The organism is Rhodopirellula maiorica SM1 (assembly GCF_000346295.1).
Lineage (GTDB): Bacteria > Planctomycetota > Planctomycetia > Pirellulales > Pirellulaceae > Novipirellula > Novipirellula maiorica.
This window is the reverse complement of the sequence record NZ_ANOG01001074.1, coordinates 1-18496: the sequence shown is the minus strand read 5'-3', so window position 1 is coordinate 18496 and position 18496 is coordinate 1. Positions and strand designations below refer to the sequence as shown.

Sequence of the window (18496 nt, the reverse complement as noted above, 5' to 3'; positions counted from 1 at the left end):
TTGTGCCTTGGCGAATTCGACTTGTACCGATTCGCGAGACGCGTTTCAGCAACAGCAATGGCGTAACAACAGCGAGCGCCGCTACTATCAAGCGGTGTGCCAGGTCCAATTAGCAAACGAGGAAGTCGCTGCCGCTGACCCCATCCAATATGCGCGGCAATCGCTATCCAAGGTAGCTCAGCCTGGACTAACGCAGTGGAGCATCGTTTACGAACCGACCGAAAAGCGAATTAGCTTCTCGACCCGAGTCGCGAAGGAAATTCGCACGCTTGACCTCGACGACCTGGATTTTGATTCTGCCAGTGATGCGTTGACCGTCGATGTGAACAACGATGTCGCCGGTGATTTGGTGCCGCAATTGAAACCATTTACGGCAAGCGACAACAAGAGAATCGTTAATTTTTCTTTTGATCAAACGATGCCCAAAAGTTTTGTGCGAACTGCAGTCAAGCAACTCGTGCTCAACTACCCTGCGACCTTGAGCGTGGTTGGCGAATCCGCTGCGGTAGGCGAGTAACAACAATTCATTCTGTATCGTTTTTTTGTATTTTTGCGCCTCGTCGGTGCATTGTTTGTGCCCTGGACAATCAAGCAGGTAGGCAGGAATCATTGGGCAAAATCCCGTGGCCTTGCGGCAACGGCAGAGGATGTATCGGCCTCTGGCCTAAGCCGGACGTTCTCGTCAGCGGCCGGGTTCTACGCATTACCCGGTGCCTTACGGCCCTCGGCTCACAAATGCAAACTGAATGTTTGCAACGAAACGGACACTTGCGGCGAAATTTCGCGAAACACAATGCAAGCGATTGCAATAAGAGGAAGGGAAATGTTGGAGAGCTTAACTTGCAATTCATGCGGTGCGCCGATGCAGGTGCCTGAGTCGGCACGATTCATAAAGTGCAATCACTGCGATGCTCAGTTAGCGGTACGTCGCGAGCGTGACGTGACCTTTACCGAAGCGGTAGACAAGCTGACCGAAACCACGCAGTCGCTCAGTGAGCAAGTCAGTCGGTTGACGGCAAACCAGGAGATCGCCGATCTTGATCGTCGATGGGAGATGCAGCGAAACGAATTTATGATCACCGGAAAAAATGGTCGCACGCATCTGCCGACCGAAGGAACCGCGATGGTAGGCGGCATCGTCGCAGTGGTATTCGGTGGTTTTTGGACGGTAATGGCATTTGCGATCACATCGCGATCGCCGTTTGGCATGGCCAAGATCTTTCCGCTGTTCGGCTTGGTCTTCATCGCCGTTGGGATTTTCAGCGCGATTCACGCCAGTAGCAAAGCGAGCGAGTACAAGCAAGCCAAACGCCGCTATGAGGCTGAACGTACGAGACTGAAACGGAAGTAACCCAAAACGCTGTTCGCGGCATTTAAGCGTAGCGAAGCTCGCCAAGAGTTTTGTCCGTGGGTTTGGATCGCAAAAAGGCTTGGATCACAAAAAGATTCGGATCGCCAAAAGTCTTACCAACTTTCGCTAAATGTTTTTGGCGATTTCGTAGATCTCGCGGTAATCGAGCACCCGGTCGTTGGATTGAAACAGCGAGGAGATCGCGGCACGGTGCGTCTTCATCTTTAATCCGCCGACACCGATTGCGCCGTAGGCTTTTAATTCGCCGATCGATTGGCTCTTGTCGGTCACGCCGATGCCTTCGATCCCCGCCGGTGGCACGGCATTCAGATCGATCGCCACCTTAAGCGACGAGCTGCTTTTCAGGGTCGCTTCGTCTACGAGCTGGACGCCTGCAGCCCCACAGGCAATCAGGATCTTTGCGTCGGCCAATATTGTTTTGACGTCGCTGGGATCACTCGCGGCAGCTCCGCTGACCGACCCGGCTTCGGATTGTTCGTTGATCTCTTTGGCGACGTCGTTTGCTCGATCCAGCGACCGGCTAGTGACAACCACGTCGGCTCCATCGGCGGCCAGCAGACGAGCCACTCGCTCGCCCACCGGACCGGTGGCGCCCATCACGACCGCCTTCGCACCGGCCAAACCGACTTCGCGGGCCGCGTAGACCACCGCTGCGGCCGCCGTAGTGTTGCACCCGTTCGCATCCAGCATGACCGAGTTACGAACGGGACCGAAAAAACAGTCGGTCACTTTTTTGAGCAGCGACTCAGCGGCACGCACATCGGATCCGCCAATGAAGATCGCGGTGTTCTTCAAATCATCGCCACCGCGTGTGAACATCGCTCCGTGAACCAGTGGCGTGACGTTATCCGGCGTGACGTCCGCGTGGCTCAGCAACGCATCAATTCCCGCATCATACGCAACCACACTGTCAAACGTGCTGGCATGAGAATCGGTGTCCAATTGGATCAAGATCTTCCGAGACATGATGAACTTTGGGGGAAAGAAGTGTGGGGCGGTTCTGCGGCGTCGTGGTAATTAGAAGCTTTTGACGCCGGGTTGGGCAACCTCTCCGATTTTCGCGACCGACTCTAGCGACACACACGGGCTCTCGCCCAATGCCATCTACTTTGGTAGTGGGACTCGCCAGAGTTCCTGGTGTTTCAACAGCAAAGATGGGAATTCTGGCGAATCCCACTACTTGAGCCCCCCAATGGTTACCAGAGTAGATGGCATTGGGCCCCGTGCCGCACCGCTACAAACGCCACTCGTTTAGTGCCAGAGTAGATGGCATTGGGCTCTCGCCCGCACGGAACCTCAACCGCACGTGGTTCGGTATTGACGCGATTTGCGGCAATCTCGTACATGAAGAGCGACAGTCGATCCCCCCGCGCCCAACGAACGCCCCGCTTCCGATCGCTCACTCGCAGCGTCTTTGTCAGATGACTTTTACCAGTATCACGTTCCTAATTTTTTTGCCGCTCGTGTTTATGCTGCACTGGGCGGGGCAAAGTCGTCGTTGGCAGAATTCGCTGTTGGTACTTGCCAGCTATCTTTTTTATGGCTGGTGGGACTATCGGTTCTGTGGCTTGATGGTGCTTTCCAGTCTGGTTGATTATGGACTTGGGATCTATGTCGCCAATGCTAAAACGCAGTCGCAACGCAAATGGGCGTTGACGACCAGTGTCGTTTGCAACCTCGGCTTACTGGGGTTCTTCAAGTATTGCAATTTTTTCTCTGACAGTTTGGTGGGTGCCCTTGGGGCAATGGGTTGGACGGTTCATCCGTTGATGTCGGAGATCCTGTTGCCAGTCGGGATTAGCTTCTACACGTTTCAAACGTTGAGCTACACGATCGACATTTTTCGTGGCAAATTGCAGCCGACAACCAATTTGATTGATTACCTCGCGTTTGTGTCGTTTTTTCCGCAACTCGTTGCTGGCCCCATCGAACGCGCGACGAATCTGATACCCCAGTTTTCTCGGGCGCGAACATTTTCGAATGACCAAGCCGTGGAAGGCTGCCGCACAATCCTGTGGGGTTTTGCCAAAAAACTGATCATTGCTGATCATTTAGCAGTCTGCGTTGACGCGATCTACGCGAATCCCGGCGACGTCTCGGGGCTGAGTCTGCTGATCGGCACCGTCTTTTTTGCGTGGCAAATTTATTGTGACTTTTCTGCCTACAGTGACATCGCCATAGGTACGGCAAAATTGTTTGGCATCAATCTAATGCAGAATTTCAATTACCCCTACTTGTCACAGAGTGTGACTGAGTTTTGGCGTCGCTGGCACATTTCATTGTCGACTTGGTTTCGTGACTATGTCTTCATTCCCCTTGGCGGCAGCCAAGGCACGAGGAATGAAACCTACCGCAACCTGATGATCACGTTTGTGTTATCGGGATTGTGGCATGGGGCAGCTTGGCGATTCATTATTTGGGGTGCCATCAACGGAGCGGCTCTCGTCGTCGAGAAAGCAATTCGCTCGAGTGTTGAAAAAGACGGAAGTCGCCAGCGATTGATTTCTGGCCATCTCCTAAACCCAGACGCAGACCAGCGCAATCGCGACAAGACTTCCTTTGCTGGTCAAGCGGCGCTACAAGCGATGCTCAGAATGACGTACACGTTTTCGGTAATCTGTCTCGGCTGGGTATTCTTTCGGGCATCAACATCGGCCGAGGCGTTCATGATTTTGTCAAAAATTGTGACGATCCCTTTGTACGATCTTAACGCCTCGGCGTGGAAAGCGGCTTTGGCCACCCATCCGTCGATGGAAAAAATGCTGTTTGTTTTGATCGGCTACTCACTCTTGGAATGGATGATAAGTGTGAGTCGAGTCTCAGTCCATTTCCTGCAATGGCCCACGCCGGCTCGCTGGGCCGTGTTCACGATTGTAATTTGGGGCACGATCCAATTCACGCTGACCACGGAAACGAATCCGTTTATCTATTTCCAATTCTAGAGCACTGATCATGCGCACGTTTATTCGCAACGCAAGCTTGTTTTGTGCCATCCAATTGGTGATTGGAGGAGCGTTTGTTCTTAACGCGACTCGACAACCACAGTACGGATTCATGGCGGCATTCGAGGACAAGATTCGCCTGTTGCATGAACATGATGAACCGACCCTGATTGTGCTTGGGGGGTCAAATGTGGCGTTTGGTATCGATAGCCCAACGCTGCAACAGCATTGTGATATGCAAGTCATCAATGGTGGACTGCACGCTGCCCTCGGATTGCAGTTCTATCTGGATGTGGCATGTGATTACGCCCGAGAGGGAGATGTGATCGTGCTGGTGCCAGAGTGGATGCTGTTGACAGGCGGAACCCGGCCGGACCCCGAGCTGCGACAATCCATGGTTCAAGAGTCACCTTCGTCTTGGCGGTATTTTTGCAATCTCAGTGGCGATGAGCTCAAGAAGTTTGTTGACGATCAAGCGTTCAGTGTTCTGGCGGGACTTGTGCAGGCGGGCAGCGAAATGCCCACGGAGTCTCGCGATCTGCACAAGTTCGAACAAGCTCAACTGCCGGACGCGTACTCTCGTTTGAAGTTCAATCTCCAGGGCGATTTTGTCGGTCATCACCAGCTCGGAACGACAAAAGATGTTGCAAAAATGAATGGGGATGTTTCGTGTAAGCCGGCAAAAATTATGAAGTCGGTGGTGCAAATTAATGCCTGTGCTGAAGCACTCAGGGCACGCGGAGTCGAAGTCTACTTGGCCTACTGTCCGGTTCCCACTCCTCACTACGAGAAACACCAAGCAGCATACGACTCCATTCACGAACTGCTGGTGAAACAACTTGACGTGGCGGTGCTACATCATCCCGCTCAAGTCAAATACCCAGCCGACTATTTCTACGACTCGGTCTGTCATCTGAATCTAACAGGCAAAATGACACGGACGGAATTGGTTGCCCAATCATTGGTTGCCCAATCACGGCAGGGAAAATTTCATGTCGCCACAAAGCCTTCGGAGCGAACGTCCCGATAGGTTGTGTCATTCCAAGATCACGCGGAGTGCGGACGACAGACAGGAAGCCTATCCCACATTCGTACGAAAAAACCGCACAGGCTCTGCTGGGCCTGCGCGGTTTTGAATTGAATATCAACCGGTTTGCGAATTCGCGTTAGCGTGATGCGGTGGCTGCGATTTTGGGAATTTCCCAGCCTTTGCGGTACTCACGTTGCACGAACTGGTTGACTTCGGGCACGTTGGTGCTTCGCATGGTCTTGGCGTCCCATTCGATGCGTTTGCCTTCGCCAGCTCGCAGTGCGAGGTTGCCGACCAAAATGGTTTCGGTCAAGCGGCCAGCGTAATCAAAGTTGGCCATCGTGCCTGGCTCGTAATCGCCTTTGACCGATTGCACGAACTCCCATTTTTGACGCTCATCGCCACCACCCTTGTACGGGATACGTGGCAACGATTGTGCTGGTGGTTTGAAGTCAACGAACTCACCGCGTGGCAACAAGATGTACTGTGCACCGTAATCATCGGGTGAGAACAGGACGCCCTTGGTGCCGACCAGAACCGCACCACTGGTTTTTGCCACCACCGGCTCGTTGGTTGGCAATCTTTTTCTGGAACGACTCAGGCAGTTGTTTGATGATGTCGTCCGATGGCAATTCGCCACCGTCGTACCAGTGGAACTTGCAAGCCGCCAAGCCTTCGCGCTCAGGGAACTCGAACATCAACGCCGAGCTGGCGGGGAACGTTTCGCCTTCGTAGATGCCGGGGTTCTTGACCGCGGTCACAGCAACGGGATCCCACAACTTCAACGCCATCACCGACAAATTGGTGGTGTGACAAGCCATGTCACCTAGAGCTCCGGTGCCGAAGTCGACCCAACCACGCCAATTGAACGAGTGGTATTCGCCTTTCTTGAACGGACGCATTGGTGCAGGGCCGATCCATGCTTCCCAGTTCAAATCTTCTGGAATCGGATCTTCGCCAGCCGGACGTCCCTTGCCTTGCGGCCAAACGGGACGATTGGACCAAATGTGGATTTCGGTAACGTCACCGATCACACCACTGCGGATGACTTCCACCGCTTCACGCAGTCCGTCGGCCGAGGTGCCTTGGTTGCCCATTTGGGTGACGACGCCCATCTCGGCCGCGGTTTCACGCATTAACCGAGCTTCGCTAATCGACCAAGTAAGCGGTTTTTGGCAATAAACGTGCTTGCCCATTTGCATGGCACGAACCGCAGCGGCGGCGTGAGTATGGTCAGGGGTGCTGACGGTGACAATGTCGATCTTGTCGCCAAGCTCGTCGAGCATCTGGCGGAAGTCGGTGAATTGGGCGGCGTCTTTGAATTCTCGCCCCTTCTTAGTCAGCGTGCCGCCGTCGACATCACATAGACCTACGATGTTGACGCCTTGTTCGCCGATGTGGCTGGTGTCGCTGCCGCCTTTGCCGCCGACACCGATACAGGCCGCCGAAAGCCCTTGTAATGCCGATTCCTTGCCGTGGCTGATCAGCGATGTGCCTGACCAAAAACCAACGCCCGCTGTCAATGCGGCACTTTGGCCAATAAAGTTTCGACGTGTTGTTTTCTTGCTCATCTAAGGTCCTTAAGGAGGGAAGTACAGGATGGGGTAGGGTGAGAGAATGGGGCGTTAAACCGCCGAGTTACCATAACAAGGGGACGTCAAGGCGGCAACGATCGTCAATTATAGCATTTTACGCCGACTCGACGTGATTGCCACAAAGAGCTACACGCTTTAGTATTTTCCCCAGCAAAAAAACAAGACGAACGTTGTTCATTCGGGCGGAATTCGCTCGACCTGCTCGCCGCGCCGTTGGTTTGTGCCTCGACAAACCGGCTCCCTTTCGACAATGTGTCATTTGGATAAAATGACTGTCCCCCCCTCTCTTACCCCCATCATCCCAAGCAGCTTTCATGACCTCAAAACACGCCTTCGACAGTCGTTTTCAACTCATTGTTGCAGGTCCCCTCAGCATGGCGTTGGCGTTTGCCCTGCTTAGCGGGTGCTCGCGATCGGATACTGATGGCGCGAATTCGCAGCCGCAGCTAGGCGATTCGGCGGCGGTTTCACAGCCCGAATCGGCCCAGTCAATCGCGGATAATGACGAAGACGTTGCAGCGTTGCAGGAAGCGGGATTTGTGCTCGAGAAAAACAAGGCGGGCAACGTCGTCGAACTTGCGGTTTCAAGCGATGTCAGTATCGCCGAGTCGTTGAAGCATCTGCGCGGTCTGCCTAGCGTCGAAGTGGCAATTTTTAACGGTCCCGGCGTTGACGACGAAGGGATGGCTGCAATCGAGTCACTCAGCAAACTCAAACGATTGACGCTGACCGATTCGGCGATCAGCGACGTGACGCTGCAGTCGGTTGGCAAGCTCGAAAATCTCGAGGCGTTGTTTCTGCGACGTACCGGAGTGACCGACGCCGGACTCGAGTATTTGACACCTTTGAAAAAGCTGCGTGCCATCGACTTGCGTAATACGAACATCGCTGACGCAGGATTGGACTCGTTGGCAAAGATCAAATCGCTGGCAGATATCCAGCTGGAAAAATCGAAAGTGACCGACGATGGCGTCGCCAAACTCGATGGACTTTCGCTGAAATCGTTTAATGCCAACTACTGCACGTCGATCAGCAACAAGTCGTTGGAAATTCTCGGCAAAATGAAAACACTCGAATCCATTCAACTCGACTACACCAAAATCGATGACGAAGGGATGCCGGCGTTGGAAGGCCTTTCCAAATTGAAGCGACTTCGCATTCGTGGTTCCGACGTGACCGGCGAAGGACTCAAATCGATCGCGGATCTGAAAACACTCGAACGTTTGGAGCTTCGCGATACCTCGCTCGATGACGACGGCATGAAAATCATCAGCGAACTGCCGAACGTCAAATTCCTTGATATCAGCGAATGTCGTTTGGTCAGCTCCGAGGGACTGCAAACCATCGGCGGATTGACCAAATTAACCTATCTCGGGCTTTGGGAAACCAAAACCGATGACGATGCAATGAACGCGTTTGGCGATTTGACCAATCTGACCGAACTGAATTTGATGTCGACGAAGGTCAGCGACGAATCGATCGACACACTAATGAAACTGCAAAACCTAGAACGATTGAATGTCGCTGGAACGAGGTTCACCGACGAAGGGTTCAGCAAACTTGCCTCGCTGCCCAAGTTGAAGTACATCAATGTCGCGAACACCGACATCGGATTTTTGTTGGTCGAAGAGTTGAACGAAAAGTATAAAGATTTGAAAATCGCAGAGAGCGAAAACGAATAACCTTTTGCGGTAGGCGTGGCACCACGACTCATTCGCACGGCCATTGAGCGGGCTGTCGATTTAGTGACGCGTGAGTGCCCAGGGCCCTCGCACTATCCGGTGCCTTACGGCCCACGGCGCAACATCGCAATCTGCACTTCGCTCAAATTAACAGCCCGCTAGCCACGGTTCCAACGTAATAAATAACCGGGGCTAGCGCCCAAGCGGCTAACTTTACGAGCTTGAATTTTGAGTTTGGACGAAGCACTAGCCCGTCATCAATAAACTTTTTTTGCGGCCTTGTTTTTAGGAAATCAGCATGGGCTTAGGAATCGCCTTTCGAGCGTTCTCAGCAGCACTCTTTGATAAACAAGCTTCCGAACGAATTCGTCGGGCGCTACAGCCCGAGACGTCGCAGGAAGCGGAGCCCAAGTTACTGCCGAAAACAGAACCGCAACCCACCGCAGTGACCCAACCGGCTGCGACAAAGCCCCTGCGGAGCGATGCGATCACGCTGTTGTCGGCGTTACAGCGCGAAGCCCGCTTTGTGGATCTGATCCAAGAAGATCTGACGAAATTTGCGGACGCCCAAGTTGGTGCGGCCGCACGTCCCTGTTTGCAACAGTGTGCATCCACGTTGGCTCGATTCTTTGAACTCGCTCCGGTCAGCGATGTCGGCGAGGGAGCACAGTTGGACGTGGGCGATGACGGTTCGCCCGAACGCTACCAGTGGATCGGCGAAGGATCGTCGACCTCAGGCAAATTGATCCACCAAGGCTGGCAAGCGACCAAGGTGGAATTGCCCAAATACAGCGGCAGCGAGCGCGATGCCAACGTGATCGCACCTGCGCAAGTGCAGCGATAAAAAAACGCTCGTTCCCAGGCTCCTGCCTGGTAACGTACTGCATTGGAGGCTCCCGCCCGCTTTTTTGCTCGCTCGGCAGGGAGCCTGCAGTTGATCGGGTACCCAGGCTGGAGCCCTACGCCATGAAGGTTTCCCGTTACGCCAAAAAAGTTACCGAAACTCTTGGCGAGTTTCGCTACATCGATTGTCGCAGCCGATATTCGAGGCGGAATGCAGCGAGACGTTGGACCGCGTTTGGTGATAGAGGTATAGATCGCGACGCAATCACGGACTAAAGGGTCTCTTCGCCGCCTCGGTCAAAGGGCACGTTTGCAGGGCTCGAATTGGCGACGACAATACCACCGGTGGGGCCATCCCCCTCGACTCCTCTCTCGATTGACTCAACAGACTTTTCCAACATGAACGCCCGTTACAGTATCGGAATTGACCTCGGCACTACCAATTCGGTGGTGGCGTTTTGCCCGCTCGACGCCCCGGACGATCTTCAGCTGATGAAGATTCCACAGTTGGTCCAGCCGGGACAAATCGAAGCTCGCGATTCGCTTCCTTCGTTCTTGTACCTTCCCCGTGAATCCGAAGTCGAGTCATTGCGTACTGCCTACAACTCGGACCCAGCGGGCGGGGTGGTCGGCGCGTACGCACGGTCGCAAGCCGCTGAGAATCCGCAGCGAGTCGTCGTGGCGGCCAAGAGCTGGCTCTGTCACAGCAGCGTCGGTCGTACCGATGCCGTGCTGCCTTGGCAATCGCCACCCGAAGTCAACAAAGTGTCGGCGTATGAATGCACCGTCCGGTTCTTGTCACATCTGGTCGCCGCTTGGAACGAACAGCACACCGACGCTCCGCTGCGCGAGCAGCAAGTCGTATTGACCGTCCCCGCATCGTTTGCACCGGCGGCACGTGAATTAACGCGGCAAGCCGCCGTGGCCGCTGGGTTGCCCGAGACATTCGTGTTGCTCGAAGAACCGCAGGCCGCGGTGTATCGATGGTTGTCGGCTCAAGGTGACGATTGGCGACAAACGCTGCGCGCCGATGATGTGATGTTGGTCGTCGACGTCGGCGGAGGAACGACGGACTTGACGCTGGTTTCTGTCTCGCAAAAGGATGGCGAATTGAACCTCGAGCGGCTTGCGGTGGGCAATCACTTGCTGCTTGGCGGTGACAATATGGACCTTGCACTCGCTCACTTCGCCAGCACCAAGTTCGCCGAATCAGGCCACGATCTCGATCCCTGGCAAAGCGTGGCACTCTGGCATGCCTGTCGTGATGCCAAAGAACAACTGTTGTCGGCGGATGGTCCGGAGCAACAAACGGTTTCCGTGTTGGGACGCGGCAGTTCGCTAATTGGCGGCACGATCTCTGCCGAAATTGGCAAGGCGGAAACGCAACGATTGATTGTCGAAGGCTTTTTCCCGAAATGTGATGCCGCCGCACGGCCTGAACATAACGCCGCATCCGGGTTCCAAGACATCGGGCTTCCTTACGAAGCGGATGCCGCCGTCACGAAACATGTGGCCGCCTTTTTGGCCGCCCAATCGGGCGACGATTCTGCAGCAAGCGTCACGCCAACGCACGTATTGTTTAATGGGGGCGTTTTCCGCAGCGAAACGCTCCGCACACGGATGCTGGACACGCTGAATAGCTGGTATGACGACGATCCGGTTGTCCTCGGCGGACTTGATGATCTCGACACATCCGTCGCAATGGGGGCCGCCTATTACGGATTCAGCAAACAGAGCGGCGGGATTCGCATCCGCGGTGGAACGGCTCGCTCGTATTATGTCGGCATCGAAACCGCCGGATTGGCCATCCCCGGCGTGCCACGACCGCTGCGTGCGTTGTGTGTCGCCGCTCGAGGAATGGAAGAGGGCACCGAGACCGAAGTTCCAAGCGAAGAAGTCGGAATCGTCGTCGGAAAACCAGCCCAGTTTCGCTTCTTTAGCTCCGCAGTTCGCTTGGATGATCAAGCCGGAAGCAAACTTGATCGCTGGAGCCCCGAGGAAGTAGTCGAGATTGAACCGATCACCGTCCATCTGACCTCCGAATCGACATCGGGCGAAGCCTTTATCCCCGTGAAATTCGCTAGCCGTATTACGGAACTGGGGATGTTCGAATTGTGGTGCCATAGCACGCGAGGCGACGAGAAATGGAAAATGGAATTCAATGCCCGCGAAGCGGCTAAATAAACTCGCGAAGCGTCTAAATAAACTCGCGAAGCGCAACGCTGTGAAGCATTTTGTAGCGGTGCGTCGCAAGCCGCCCGGTCTAAACCGAACGTTTTACTCGTCTCAACCGGACGGCTCGCGCCGTGCCGCTACCAACGCCGTCTACTTTGGCAACCATTGGAGGACGCTCAAGTAGTGGGATTCGCCAGAATTCCTATTTTTGCTGTTGAAAAACCAGTAACTCTGGCGAGTCTCGCTACCAAAGTAGATCGCATTGGACGCGAGCCCTCCGGTGTTTTGGGCGGGATGAGGAACCGGAGGGCTTGCGAGCTTCCGCTAAAATCCTCGCAAAACACGGAGGATAAATGCTTCACAGCGTTGCGTGAAGCGGCTAAATAGACCCGCGAAGCGGCCAGATAAAGCCACGAAGCGGCAAAATTGATCCGCGAAGCGGTCAAGGGAGCTGGGAATCGCTTAAACCGAGCTGTGAAACGGCCAAGTCGAATTGGGCGAGACACAGTTTGCGGTTAACATGATTGCCACCCAGGGGGCGGTTCTGCCAACTCATTTCGCTCGGCAATCCCTCGGCGTGCAACAATTCGCAACGGATAACGGACGTGTCTCAATCGAACCCCTTTTCGGAACAGTATCCCGCCACACAATCGCATCCCGCGTCAACCTCGACCAAACGCGTGCTGATCATTGTTGCGATCATCATGGCGGCAATGGCGCTATTTTGCGCAGGTCTGGGGACCATCGCGTTTGTCGCAATGCAGCGGATTGCCCGTCCGGCACCCGAGGTTGAACTTGCCGAACGTGAAAATGCATTTCAGCAGGACGCAGTGGATTTTAATCGGTCGCTCGATCGAGTGTTTGACGAAAAGCAATCGCAATCCGCCGCTTCCATCGACCCCGCGATTGCGGCGTTTATCGACGCCAGCAACGTGAAGCTTGAAAACGGTGATGACGTTCCCTTCAGTTTGACGTTGTTTATCGAAGCCGTTGCGATGAGCGATGAGAGTGGCGGTTCACTCAGCATCATCGATCGTTTGGCGTTGCGAAATTGGCTGTCGCAATTCCAGCCGAATCCAGACTCAGTCTCCGGTGAACTACGCATCCTCGATGTTCGGGTTGACTCCACCGGCAAACTCGCTGTCGTCGATCTGATGGGCTATTCCGATTCCGATCAAGCGGAATCGTTGCAGTGGTTTCTGGTCCACGAAAACGGTCAATGGAAATTCTATGATTGGCAGCGACTTGAATTTGGTCGGCGTCTTTCGGACGAATACGCGTCCTATCTGCACGGCGAGACACCGCTTGACGAAGGTTACGACACCGCACTGGCGGAATTAAACGAAGCGGAAATCGCCTGGCATGACGACGAACTCGATCGAGCAAAGCAAATCATTCGCAGCGCAGAAACGAAGCCGATGTTGCCACAAGACCGTCCGGTGCTGCGATTGCAAGCTGCCTACACATGGATGCGTATCGAGCAATACGATGAAGCGGTGCGTGTTTTGAAATCGATCGAACATCCAAACGCGATGTGGGGCGTGTGGCCGTCACTAGCGGTCTGCTATTACAACCTCGCCCAATACGATCGAGCGCTCGAGGCGGTGAACCAGTCTCAAATACAATCGCCGAATCATCCAAACGGATTTTGGATCGCGTCGTTGATTTATGACGAACTGGAACAAAACGACAAGGCTTCGGTCGCGGCGATCAAAGCACTTCGCATCTGTCCCCTGGATTCGGCGGTCTTTTACAACGCGATCGCTCAGGCACGTCCGCAAGATATCCCTAAAATTATCGACATCATTGTTGAAAACGACGAGCAATATCAATGGACGCAACTGCTCTCGCAAACCTTTCGGAAATCTTCGGAATTGCCAACGGCCATTGTCGGCGAACTTAAACAGCGAGCTGAGTTGCCGACGGGAATGCTGGAAATCGCTCTGGGGAATTTGGCGTGGAGTAATGATGAGCTCGATGAGGCTGCGAATCATTTTCTAAAAAGCCAGCAAACGGCGGAATTGGATTTCATCAAGTCGATTGCGACCGAAAATCATCTCGATGTCCGCTTGGAAGACGATGCCTTTGATAAGCTTTTCGCCGAATCGCCTTCCGACGAGACGTTAATACGAAGCCTCGTAATGCGAGCTTATGATGATTCGCTGTACTGTGACCCCGATGAATTGCGGGCCGCGCTGCAGTCGAACGCTCCGGCGCAGCAAAACGGCTGGCAGACAGCACTATTGGCTTGGGCGAATTACTCCAATGGCGACTATGAACCCGCAGTGACGCAGTTCGACGCTTTCTTAGCGTGGCGTAGCTCCATTGAATCCGAAACGACGGATGACACAGAAAACGCGGATGAATTGAATTTTATAGAGCAGGAGGACGAGACGGGCGAATTTGATGAAGACAGCTGGCTTGATGACGTCGCCGCTGATTATCTCGTCGACGCACTGCTGCAGCTCAAGCGGCCACTTGAAATCCTCGAGCGATGGCCGGAGGACGCTGGGAAGCACAACCAAGTTGGCAGCTTTCTACTGCAACGAGTAAACACGACGCCGGTGGAACGCTTCCTCGAAACCGCCGCTACGCATAGCGCCGATTCGGTGCGCGTCCAACGATTGCGACTGCAAGCGGCGCTGGCAATGACCGATGAATTGGTCGAGCAAGCAGTGTCGTACCATCGCCAAGCCATTGAATTGGCATCGTCAGTTTACGAAGCGGATGAAAGCTATTTTGTTGACGAATTGATTCGGCAATTAGCACGCGATTTGGTTTTAGCCAAAGTGGTTGTGGTTGACTCGAATCTCGGCGATCTCGAATTAGAAGAGGCAATCGATCTTGATGTCTTGATAAGTGCCGCAATTCGTGAATCCATTCGCATCTCGGACGATGAACAGCTTGCCGCTTGGTTGCGGCACGCTGAACAGATGCCGCAAAATTCGGACAATCCGGACCCCGCCTTGCTATCCGAGATCGGCGACTACTACCTAAGCAATAACCAGTTGCAAGATGCAATTGACGCTTACAAACAGAGCGTACAATTCTCCGGTGATGACTCTTGGAGTCTGCCTCGACGCATCGAGGCGACGGTGGTCGCGATGGTGCGTGCCGGGCAGGTTGACGAAGCCAAGCAGTGGATTTCTGCAAATCCGATTCCTGATAGCGAGATCGACGATGAAGCCATCGTTGATATTGCGAGTGGCAACTTCGCATCACTGCAAAAACATCTCGCTGCGGTCGACAAGACAAAAGCAAGCGATTGGCTGCAGCGACAATCGGCTGCCATTGGGCTGAGCCGTTATGCGGATTCGCCCGTGCTGGCCGATTTGATCCGCCAATTTCCGTTCCGAATTCCCTATATCGCGGTCGATACCGCCGGCGAGCTTTTGCGCGACAATTCGGTTCCCACGACACCACAACAGATTGGTTCCGCAATCGAAGCCGCACTCGGGGAATCCTTTACCTCCCGCAGCGTGACGGACGATGCTCATGGAGGCAATCACGCTGACCAGCAGACTTGGCTTTTTCAGTCGGCCGGTGGTCAACGTATCCTGGTCAGCTGGAGTGAACGCCAATACAAAACCGAAGACGTATCCAACTGGCTTCGCGATCGTTTCAGCGGTCCAGTCACCGGAATCAAGTTTGCCATCCTGGATGACCAAGCGAGTTCGCAACGGCGTTTGTTTTCGCTTGCATCCGAGCTCGCCGGCGACGATGCGATCGCGTTCATTTGGTCCGGTGGCAACGAGACCTGGTCAGGCCCTCAGCTGAAACAGCACTTAGCGTGGGCCGACCGTGTCCCGGTTCAACACGCCACGAAAACACCACCGCTAGTGGAAGTGCCGAATGTAGATGAGGACGAAGAGACGGATTACGAATTCGTCGGGATCGACGGATGGAACCAACACCTGCAGGATGCCGGTGGAAGTTTAGAGGCCGCGTTGGACCTTTATGTCCATGGCATTCGCGAGTCGATTCCCTGCACGATCAACAAAGTAGACACCGAAGACTATGATATTTTTGTATCACCGTCGCGCGACAGCGTGCTGTTGCCAATCGTCCGAACGGGCGTCGTTTACAGTTGTGGCCCAAGCCATCTATCGATGCCAAAGAGTCAATCGAAATAGCACCGCGAACAAGAATAACATAATTTCCGGTAGTCAAGCATCCGTAGCGGAGCTCGTCAACCGCTTGTTTACTTATTGAGCCGCGACGCGTCAGAGAACGTCCGGCTTAGGGTGACTCTAACAACTCGCATTCGTTCTTTTTTAAGGCCGGAGGCCGGTACAATTCATGCCGGTGGTGTTAACCACCGGTTTGGAATGCAGCAACTCCAAGGCCGGAGGCCGACACATTTACATCAGTCATTGTGTCGGCCTCCGGCCTAAGCCGGACGTTCTCTTCAGCGGCCGGTTCCCACGCACTACCCGGGTCCCACACACTACCCGGTGTCTTGCGGCTGACGCGTTAAAGGTAGTGGACGCCCAGACGCGTAGTCAGCGTAGTAAGTTTGCAACGATTCGATGCAGTGAAGTCGATGCACAGGCTGCAAAAATCCGGATACTATCATCCTGTGTTCCGTACCTGCCACCGCTCGCCGTGCTTTCGAGCGGGCCTCAGTGTCGGCGGGCAACAACAAAGTCCGCCGCCAAGAATAAAGATATCAGGTCCGAAAGAAGGGCGTTGATAGGCAGATGAAAATCGATGCCGTCTGATGCAAACTAGATTCCGTTTGCCTTAAAATTAGTTTCGACTCAGCATTAGCACCAATCACTTTTCGGTCATTCAACGTTCTATTTTGGAAAGTTAGGGAAAACCAAATGAGCAGTTTAGCCAACCGATATTTCGCTCATCCATTTGTTGGTGTCATCGTTTTTCTATCAATTCTGGCAGCGGAGACGTTGCATGCTGAAGAATCAACGCTGCTCCAGCTTGGTTCTCGAGTAAAGATGATTCCGCAGAGTCCATTGCATGGGGGCGCGACAGATGGCGGGATTTTGTCAGCGAATCAACATCGTCTAGTAACTGTAGGAAAAAATTACTACGAACAGCATCAATATCTGTCCATTATCAAACTTCCGACCGGCGAGGTGCTCGCCAAAGTAGCAATTGAGTCGCCGATCGAGGAGATACAACATGCCGCAGGCTCGCTAGACGGTTCGCGGATCGCGATCTTGCAAGGAAACAAGATTGAAATTCGTGACGTCATTGCTCCCCGGGAAGTGAAGCATCGTTTCCCTGCGAAGGCTGGAGAGTTTGCCAGCTTAGCCTTGTCCAATGACGGAGCGCAACTTGCGGTAGGATCGTTTAGGGACATAACGGTGTATGATTGCGAAAACGGGAAACGCTTGCAGCAGTTTAAAATGTCAGCAGGAGGACCGATCGTTTTTTATAGTGATGTTGATCAACTCGGATTCTTCGGCTCGACAGGCGTCTGGTTATCAGAGTCCAGTGGAGAACCTCCGGAATTGCTTGTCGATACACTTGAGGGTTTTGAGATGCAGAACGCTTGTATTTCAAATGGGCATTGCTTTGCCTCACTCAAGAAAAAACGTTCGGGAAATTTGGCCGTCGAAATTCTGAGTGGGAAATATGAAGATAGTAAGTATCTCGTAGCCAAATTTGATATCCAAGGCAACGTGATGTGGCAAGTCGGAACGTCCGACGATTTGATTGCGGTCAGTCACGACACCGTCGTCTTTTGCAATCAAGATTTGCTGATGAGAACGACAGACTCCGCAGACGTGACGACGATTGGTCGTTGTGAGTGGCTCCGCCAACTGAAGTTCTCTGCTGGCGGCGAAATTTTGGCTGGAGTCGTTAAAGATGAGACCGGCGTGCAGGTTTGGAATGCCAAAACTTGGCGACCACACTTTGCCAATGCCATTCCGTACGGCCCGTCGGCTAGCGGGATCGATGACAACGGACGCGCCATAGTGACGAGCCAATCGAGTGTGTGTTTCGCTGATCTCGGGAAACCGTTTCAGCGAATGACGGATCTTCCCGACGACATTTCGCCATTCCTGGGCAAACACTGGCTTTCCGGAGACGGTCGTTTGCTCGCGTGGCTCACCAAATCGGATGGCGTCAAGCTAATGGATCTTACGAAAGAAAAAGAGATCGAAATCGAAACACGCAGTGATCTAAGGGCAACTTCTGTTTGGATTAATCAGCCGGGAGACCGTGTCATTGTTCGTTACAAGAGCAAGCCCACGTCCCCAGGCCAGGAGGCGAAACGTAGTTTCTTTGCAGGTTTCTTCGGTGGTTCGTCAACCGTCACGACACCGACGGATCTAATTTCTTTGCCAGCCGGAGAACGATACGCCGAGTTCAATACTAGTGATTTAGAGATGTTCATGCATCCGATATTCCCAGGTGAACGGATGACGTATTCAACAAGCACAGGGATAGCGCATTACACCATCGGCCCGACAAGCGTAAACAAAACGGGCCACATCCCCGTCAAACACTATCGACAGTCGGTGAGTTCAAGCGGAGCGATGGTGGTCGGAACTTGGTCAGGCAAAGTGCTTTGGTATGAAAACCCTATGTCGTCGCCACAGACAATCCTACAAACAAACGACGATCACAAACTGATCGTGTCTGTGTCGCCGGATGGGCAAACGGCCTATTGTTGTGAGTATGTTAGCGAACAAAGACAAACATTGCTCAAGGTCATCCGTTGCCCCGATGCAAAGATCCTGTGGGAGCAGTGGCTGCCAGGCGAGATCAGCCAAATCCACGTCTCCCCCCAAGGAGAATACTTGTTACTCTCGATGTATGATGGATGGTTTGTCGTCGACACTAAGTGACACGATTAGCCAAAGCGCCGTCAAAAAGGTGTCAGGACT

9 protein-coding genes and 2 pseudogenes are annotated in these 18496 nt (G+C 53.7%); 9 read left to right on the top strand and 2 right to left on the bottom strand.

Annotation, left to right across the window (positions count from 1 at the left end):
* Both RMSM_RS41630 and RMSM_RS37730 read left to right on the top strand, forming a co-directional pair.
* Window positions 1-517, top strand: a pseudogene (locus RMSM_RS41630) (linear amide C-N hydrolase); the annotation flags it as partial.
* A gap of 306 nt (window positions 518-823) precedes the next feature.
* Complete coding sequence (locus RMSM_RS37730) at window positions 824-1351, top strand: hypothetical protein (protein WP_063870301.1); 528 nt, start codon at window positions 824-826, stop codon at window positions 1349-1351.
* A 126-nt stretch (window positions 1352-1477) separates the two neighbouring features.
* Here the strand turns inward: RMSM_RS37730 and RMSM_RS34895 are convergent, their stop codons facing one another.
* Entirely contained in the window at window positions 1478-2338 is an 861-nt protein-coding gene (locus RMSM_RS34895) for an NADP-dependent methylenetetrahydromethanopterin/methylenetetrahydrofolate dehydrogenase (protein WP_008708933.1), read from the bottom strand.
* Window positions 2339-2793: 455 nt separating this feature from the next.
* Here RMSM_RS34895 and RMSM_RS34890 point away from each other — a divergent pair, with 455 nt between their 5' ends.
* Together RMSM_RS34890 and RMSM_RS34885 are read left to right on the top strand one after the other, a co-directional pair.
* Complete coding sequence (locus RMSM_RS34890; RefSeq protein WP_040771156.1) at window positions 2794-4314, top strand: MBOAT family O-acyltransferase; 1521 nt, start codon at window positions 2794-2796, stop codon at window positions 4312-4314.
* A gap of 10 nt (window positions 4315-4324) precedes the next feature.
* The gene (locus RMSM_RS34885; protein ID WP_008708928.1) at window positions 4325-5344 is read left to right on the top strand and encodes a hypothetical protein; all 1020 of its coding nucleotides are present in this window, start codon (window positions 4325-4327) and stop codon (window positions 5342-5344) included.
* A gap of 136 nt (window positions 5345-5480) precedes the next feature.
* Here the strand turns inward: RMSM_RS34885 and RMSM_RS34880 are convergent.
* Window positions 5481-6915 (bottom strand): annotated as a pseudogene (locus tag RMSM_RS34880) (Gfo/Idh/MocA family protein).
* A gap of 338 nt (window positions 6916-7253) precedes the next feature.
* Between RMSM_RS34880 and RMSM_RS34875 the strand changes: the two are divergent.
* The 5 genes from RMSM_RS34875 (at window position 7254) to RMSM_RS34855 (ending at window position 18457) form a co-directional block, all read left to right on the top strand.
* The gene (locus RMSM_RS34875) at window positions 7254-8621 is read left to right on the top strand and encodes a leucine-rich repeat domain-containing protein (RefSeq protein WP_236622428.1); all 1368 of its coding nucleotides are present in this window, start codon (window positions 7254-7256) and stop codon (window positions 8619-8621) included.
* A gap of 298 nt (window positions 8622-8919) precedes the next feature.
* The gene (locus tag RMSM_RS34870) at window positions 8920-9465 is read left to right on the top strand and encodes a DUF2760 domain-containing protein (RefSeq protein ID WP_008708922.1); all 546 of its coding nucleotides are present in this window, start codon (window positions 8920-8922) and stop codon (window positions 9463-9465) included.
* Between the two features lie 398 nt (window positions 9466-9863).
* Entirely contained in the window at window positions 9864-11648 is a 1785-nt protein-coding gene (locus RMSM_RS34865) for an Hsp70 family protein (protein ID WP_008708920.1), read from the top strand.
* Between the two features lie 596 nt (window positions 11649-12244).
* A complete protein-coding gene (locus RMSM_RS34860; protein ID WP_008708912.1) occupies window positions 12245-15772 on the top strand; it encodes a hypothetical protein in 3528 nt (1175 codons plus the stop codon).
* Between the two features lie 693 nt (window positions 15773-16465).
* Window positions 16466-18457: a WD40 repeat domain-containing protein gene (locus tag RMSM_RS34855; protein ID WP_008708910.1), complete on the top strand. Its 1992-nt coding sequence runs from the start codon at window positions 16466-16468 to the stop codon at window positions 18455-18457.
* Window positions 18458-18496 lie beyond the last annotated feature (39 nt).

What these genes read in the sequence shown, in the direction of transcription:
- RMSM_RS34865 (WP_008708920.1), top strand. Translation starts at nt 9,864, where the DNA reads ATGAACGCCCGTTACAGTATCGGAATTGACCTCGGCACTACCAATTCG.
- RMSM_RS37730 (WP_063870301.1), top strand. Translation starts at nt 824, where the DNA reads ATGTTGGAGAGCTTAACTTGCAATTCATGCGGTGCGCCGATGCAGGTG.
- RMSM_RS34855 (WP_008708910.1), top strand. Translation starts at nt 16,466, where the DNA reads ATGAGCAGTTTAGCCAACCGATATTTCGCTCATCCATTTGTTGGTGTC.
- RMSM_RS34895 (WP_008708933.1), bottom strand. Translation starts at nt 2,338, where the DNA reads ATGTCTCGGAAGATCTTGATCCAATTGGACACCGATTCTCATGCCAGC.
- RMSM_RS34875 (WP_236622428.1), top strand. Translation starts at nt 7,254, where the DNA reads ATGACCTCAAAACACGCCTTCGACAGTCGTTTTCAACTCATTGTTGCA.
- RMSM_RS34885 (WP_008708928.1), top strand. Translation starts at nt 4,325, where the DNA reads ATGCGCACGTTTATTCGCAACGCAAGCTTGTTTTGTGCCATCCAATTG.
- RMSM_RS34870 (WP_008708922.1), top strand. Translation starts at nt 8,920, where the DNA reads ATGGGCTTAGGAATCGCCTTTCGAGCGTTCTCAGCAGCACTCTTTGAT.
- RMSM_RS34890 (WP_040771156.1), top strand. Translation starts at nt 2,794, where the DNA reads ATGACTTTTACCAGTATCACGTTCCTAATTTTTTTGCCGCTCGTGTTT.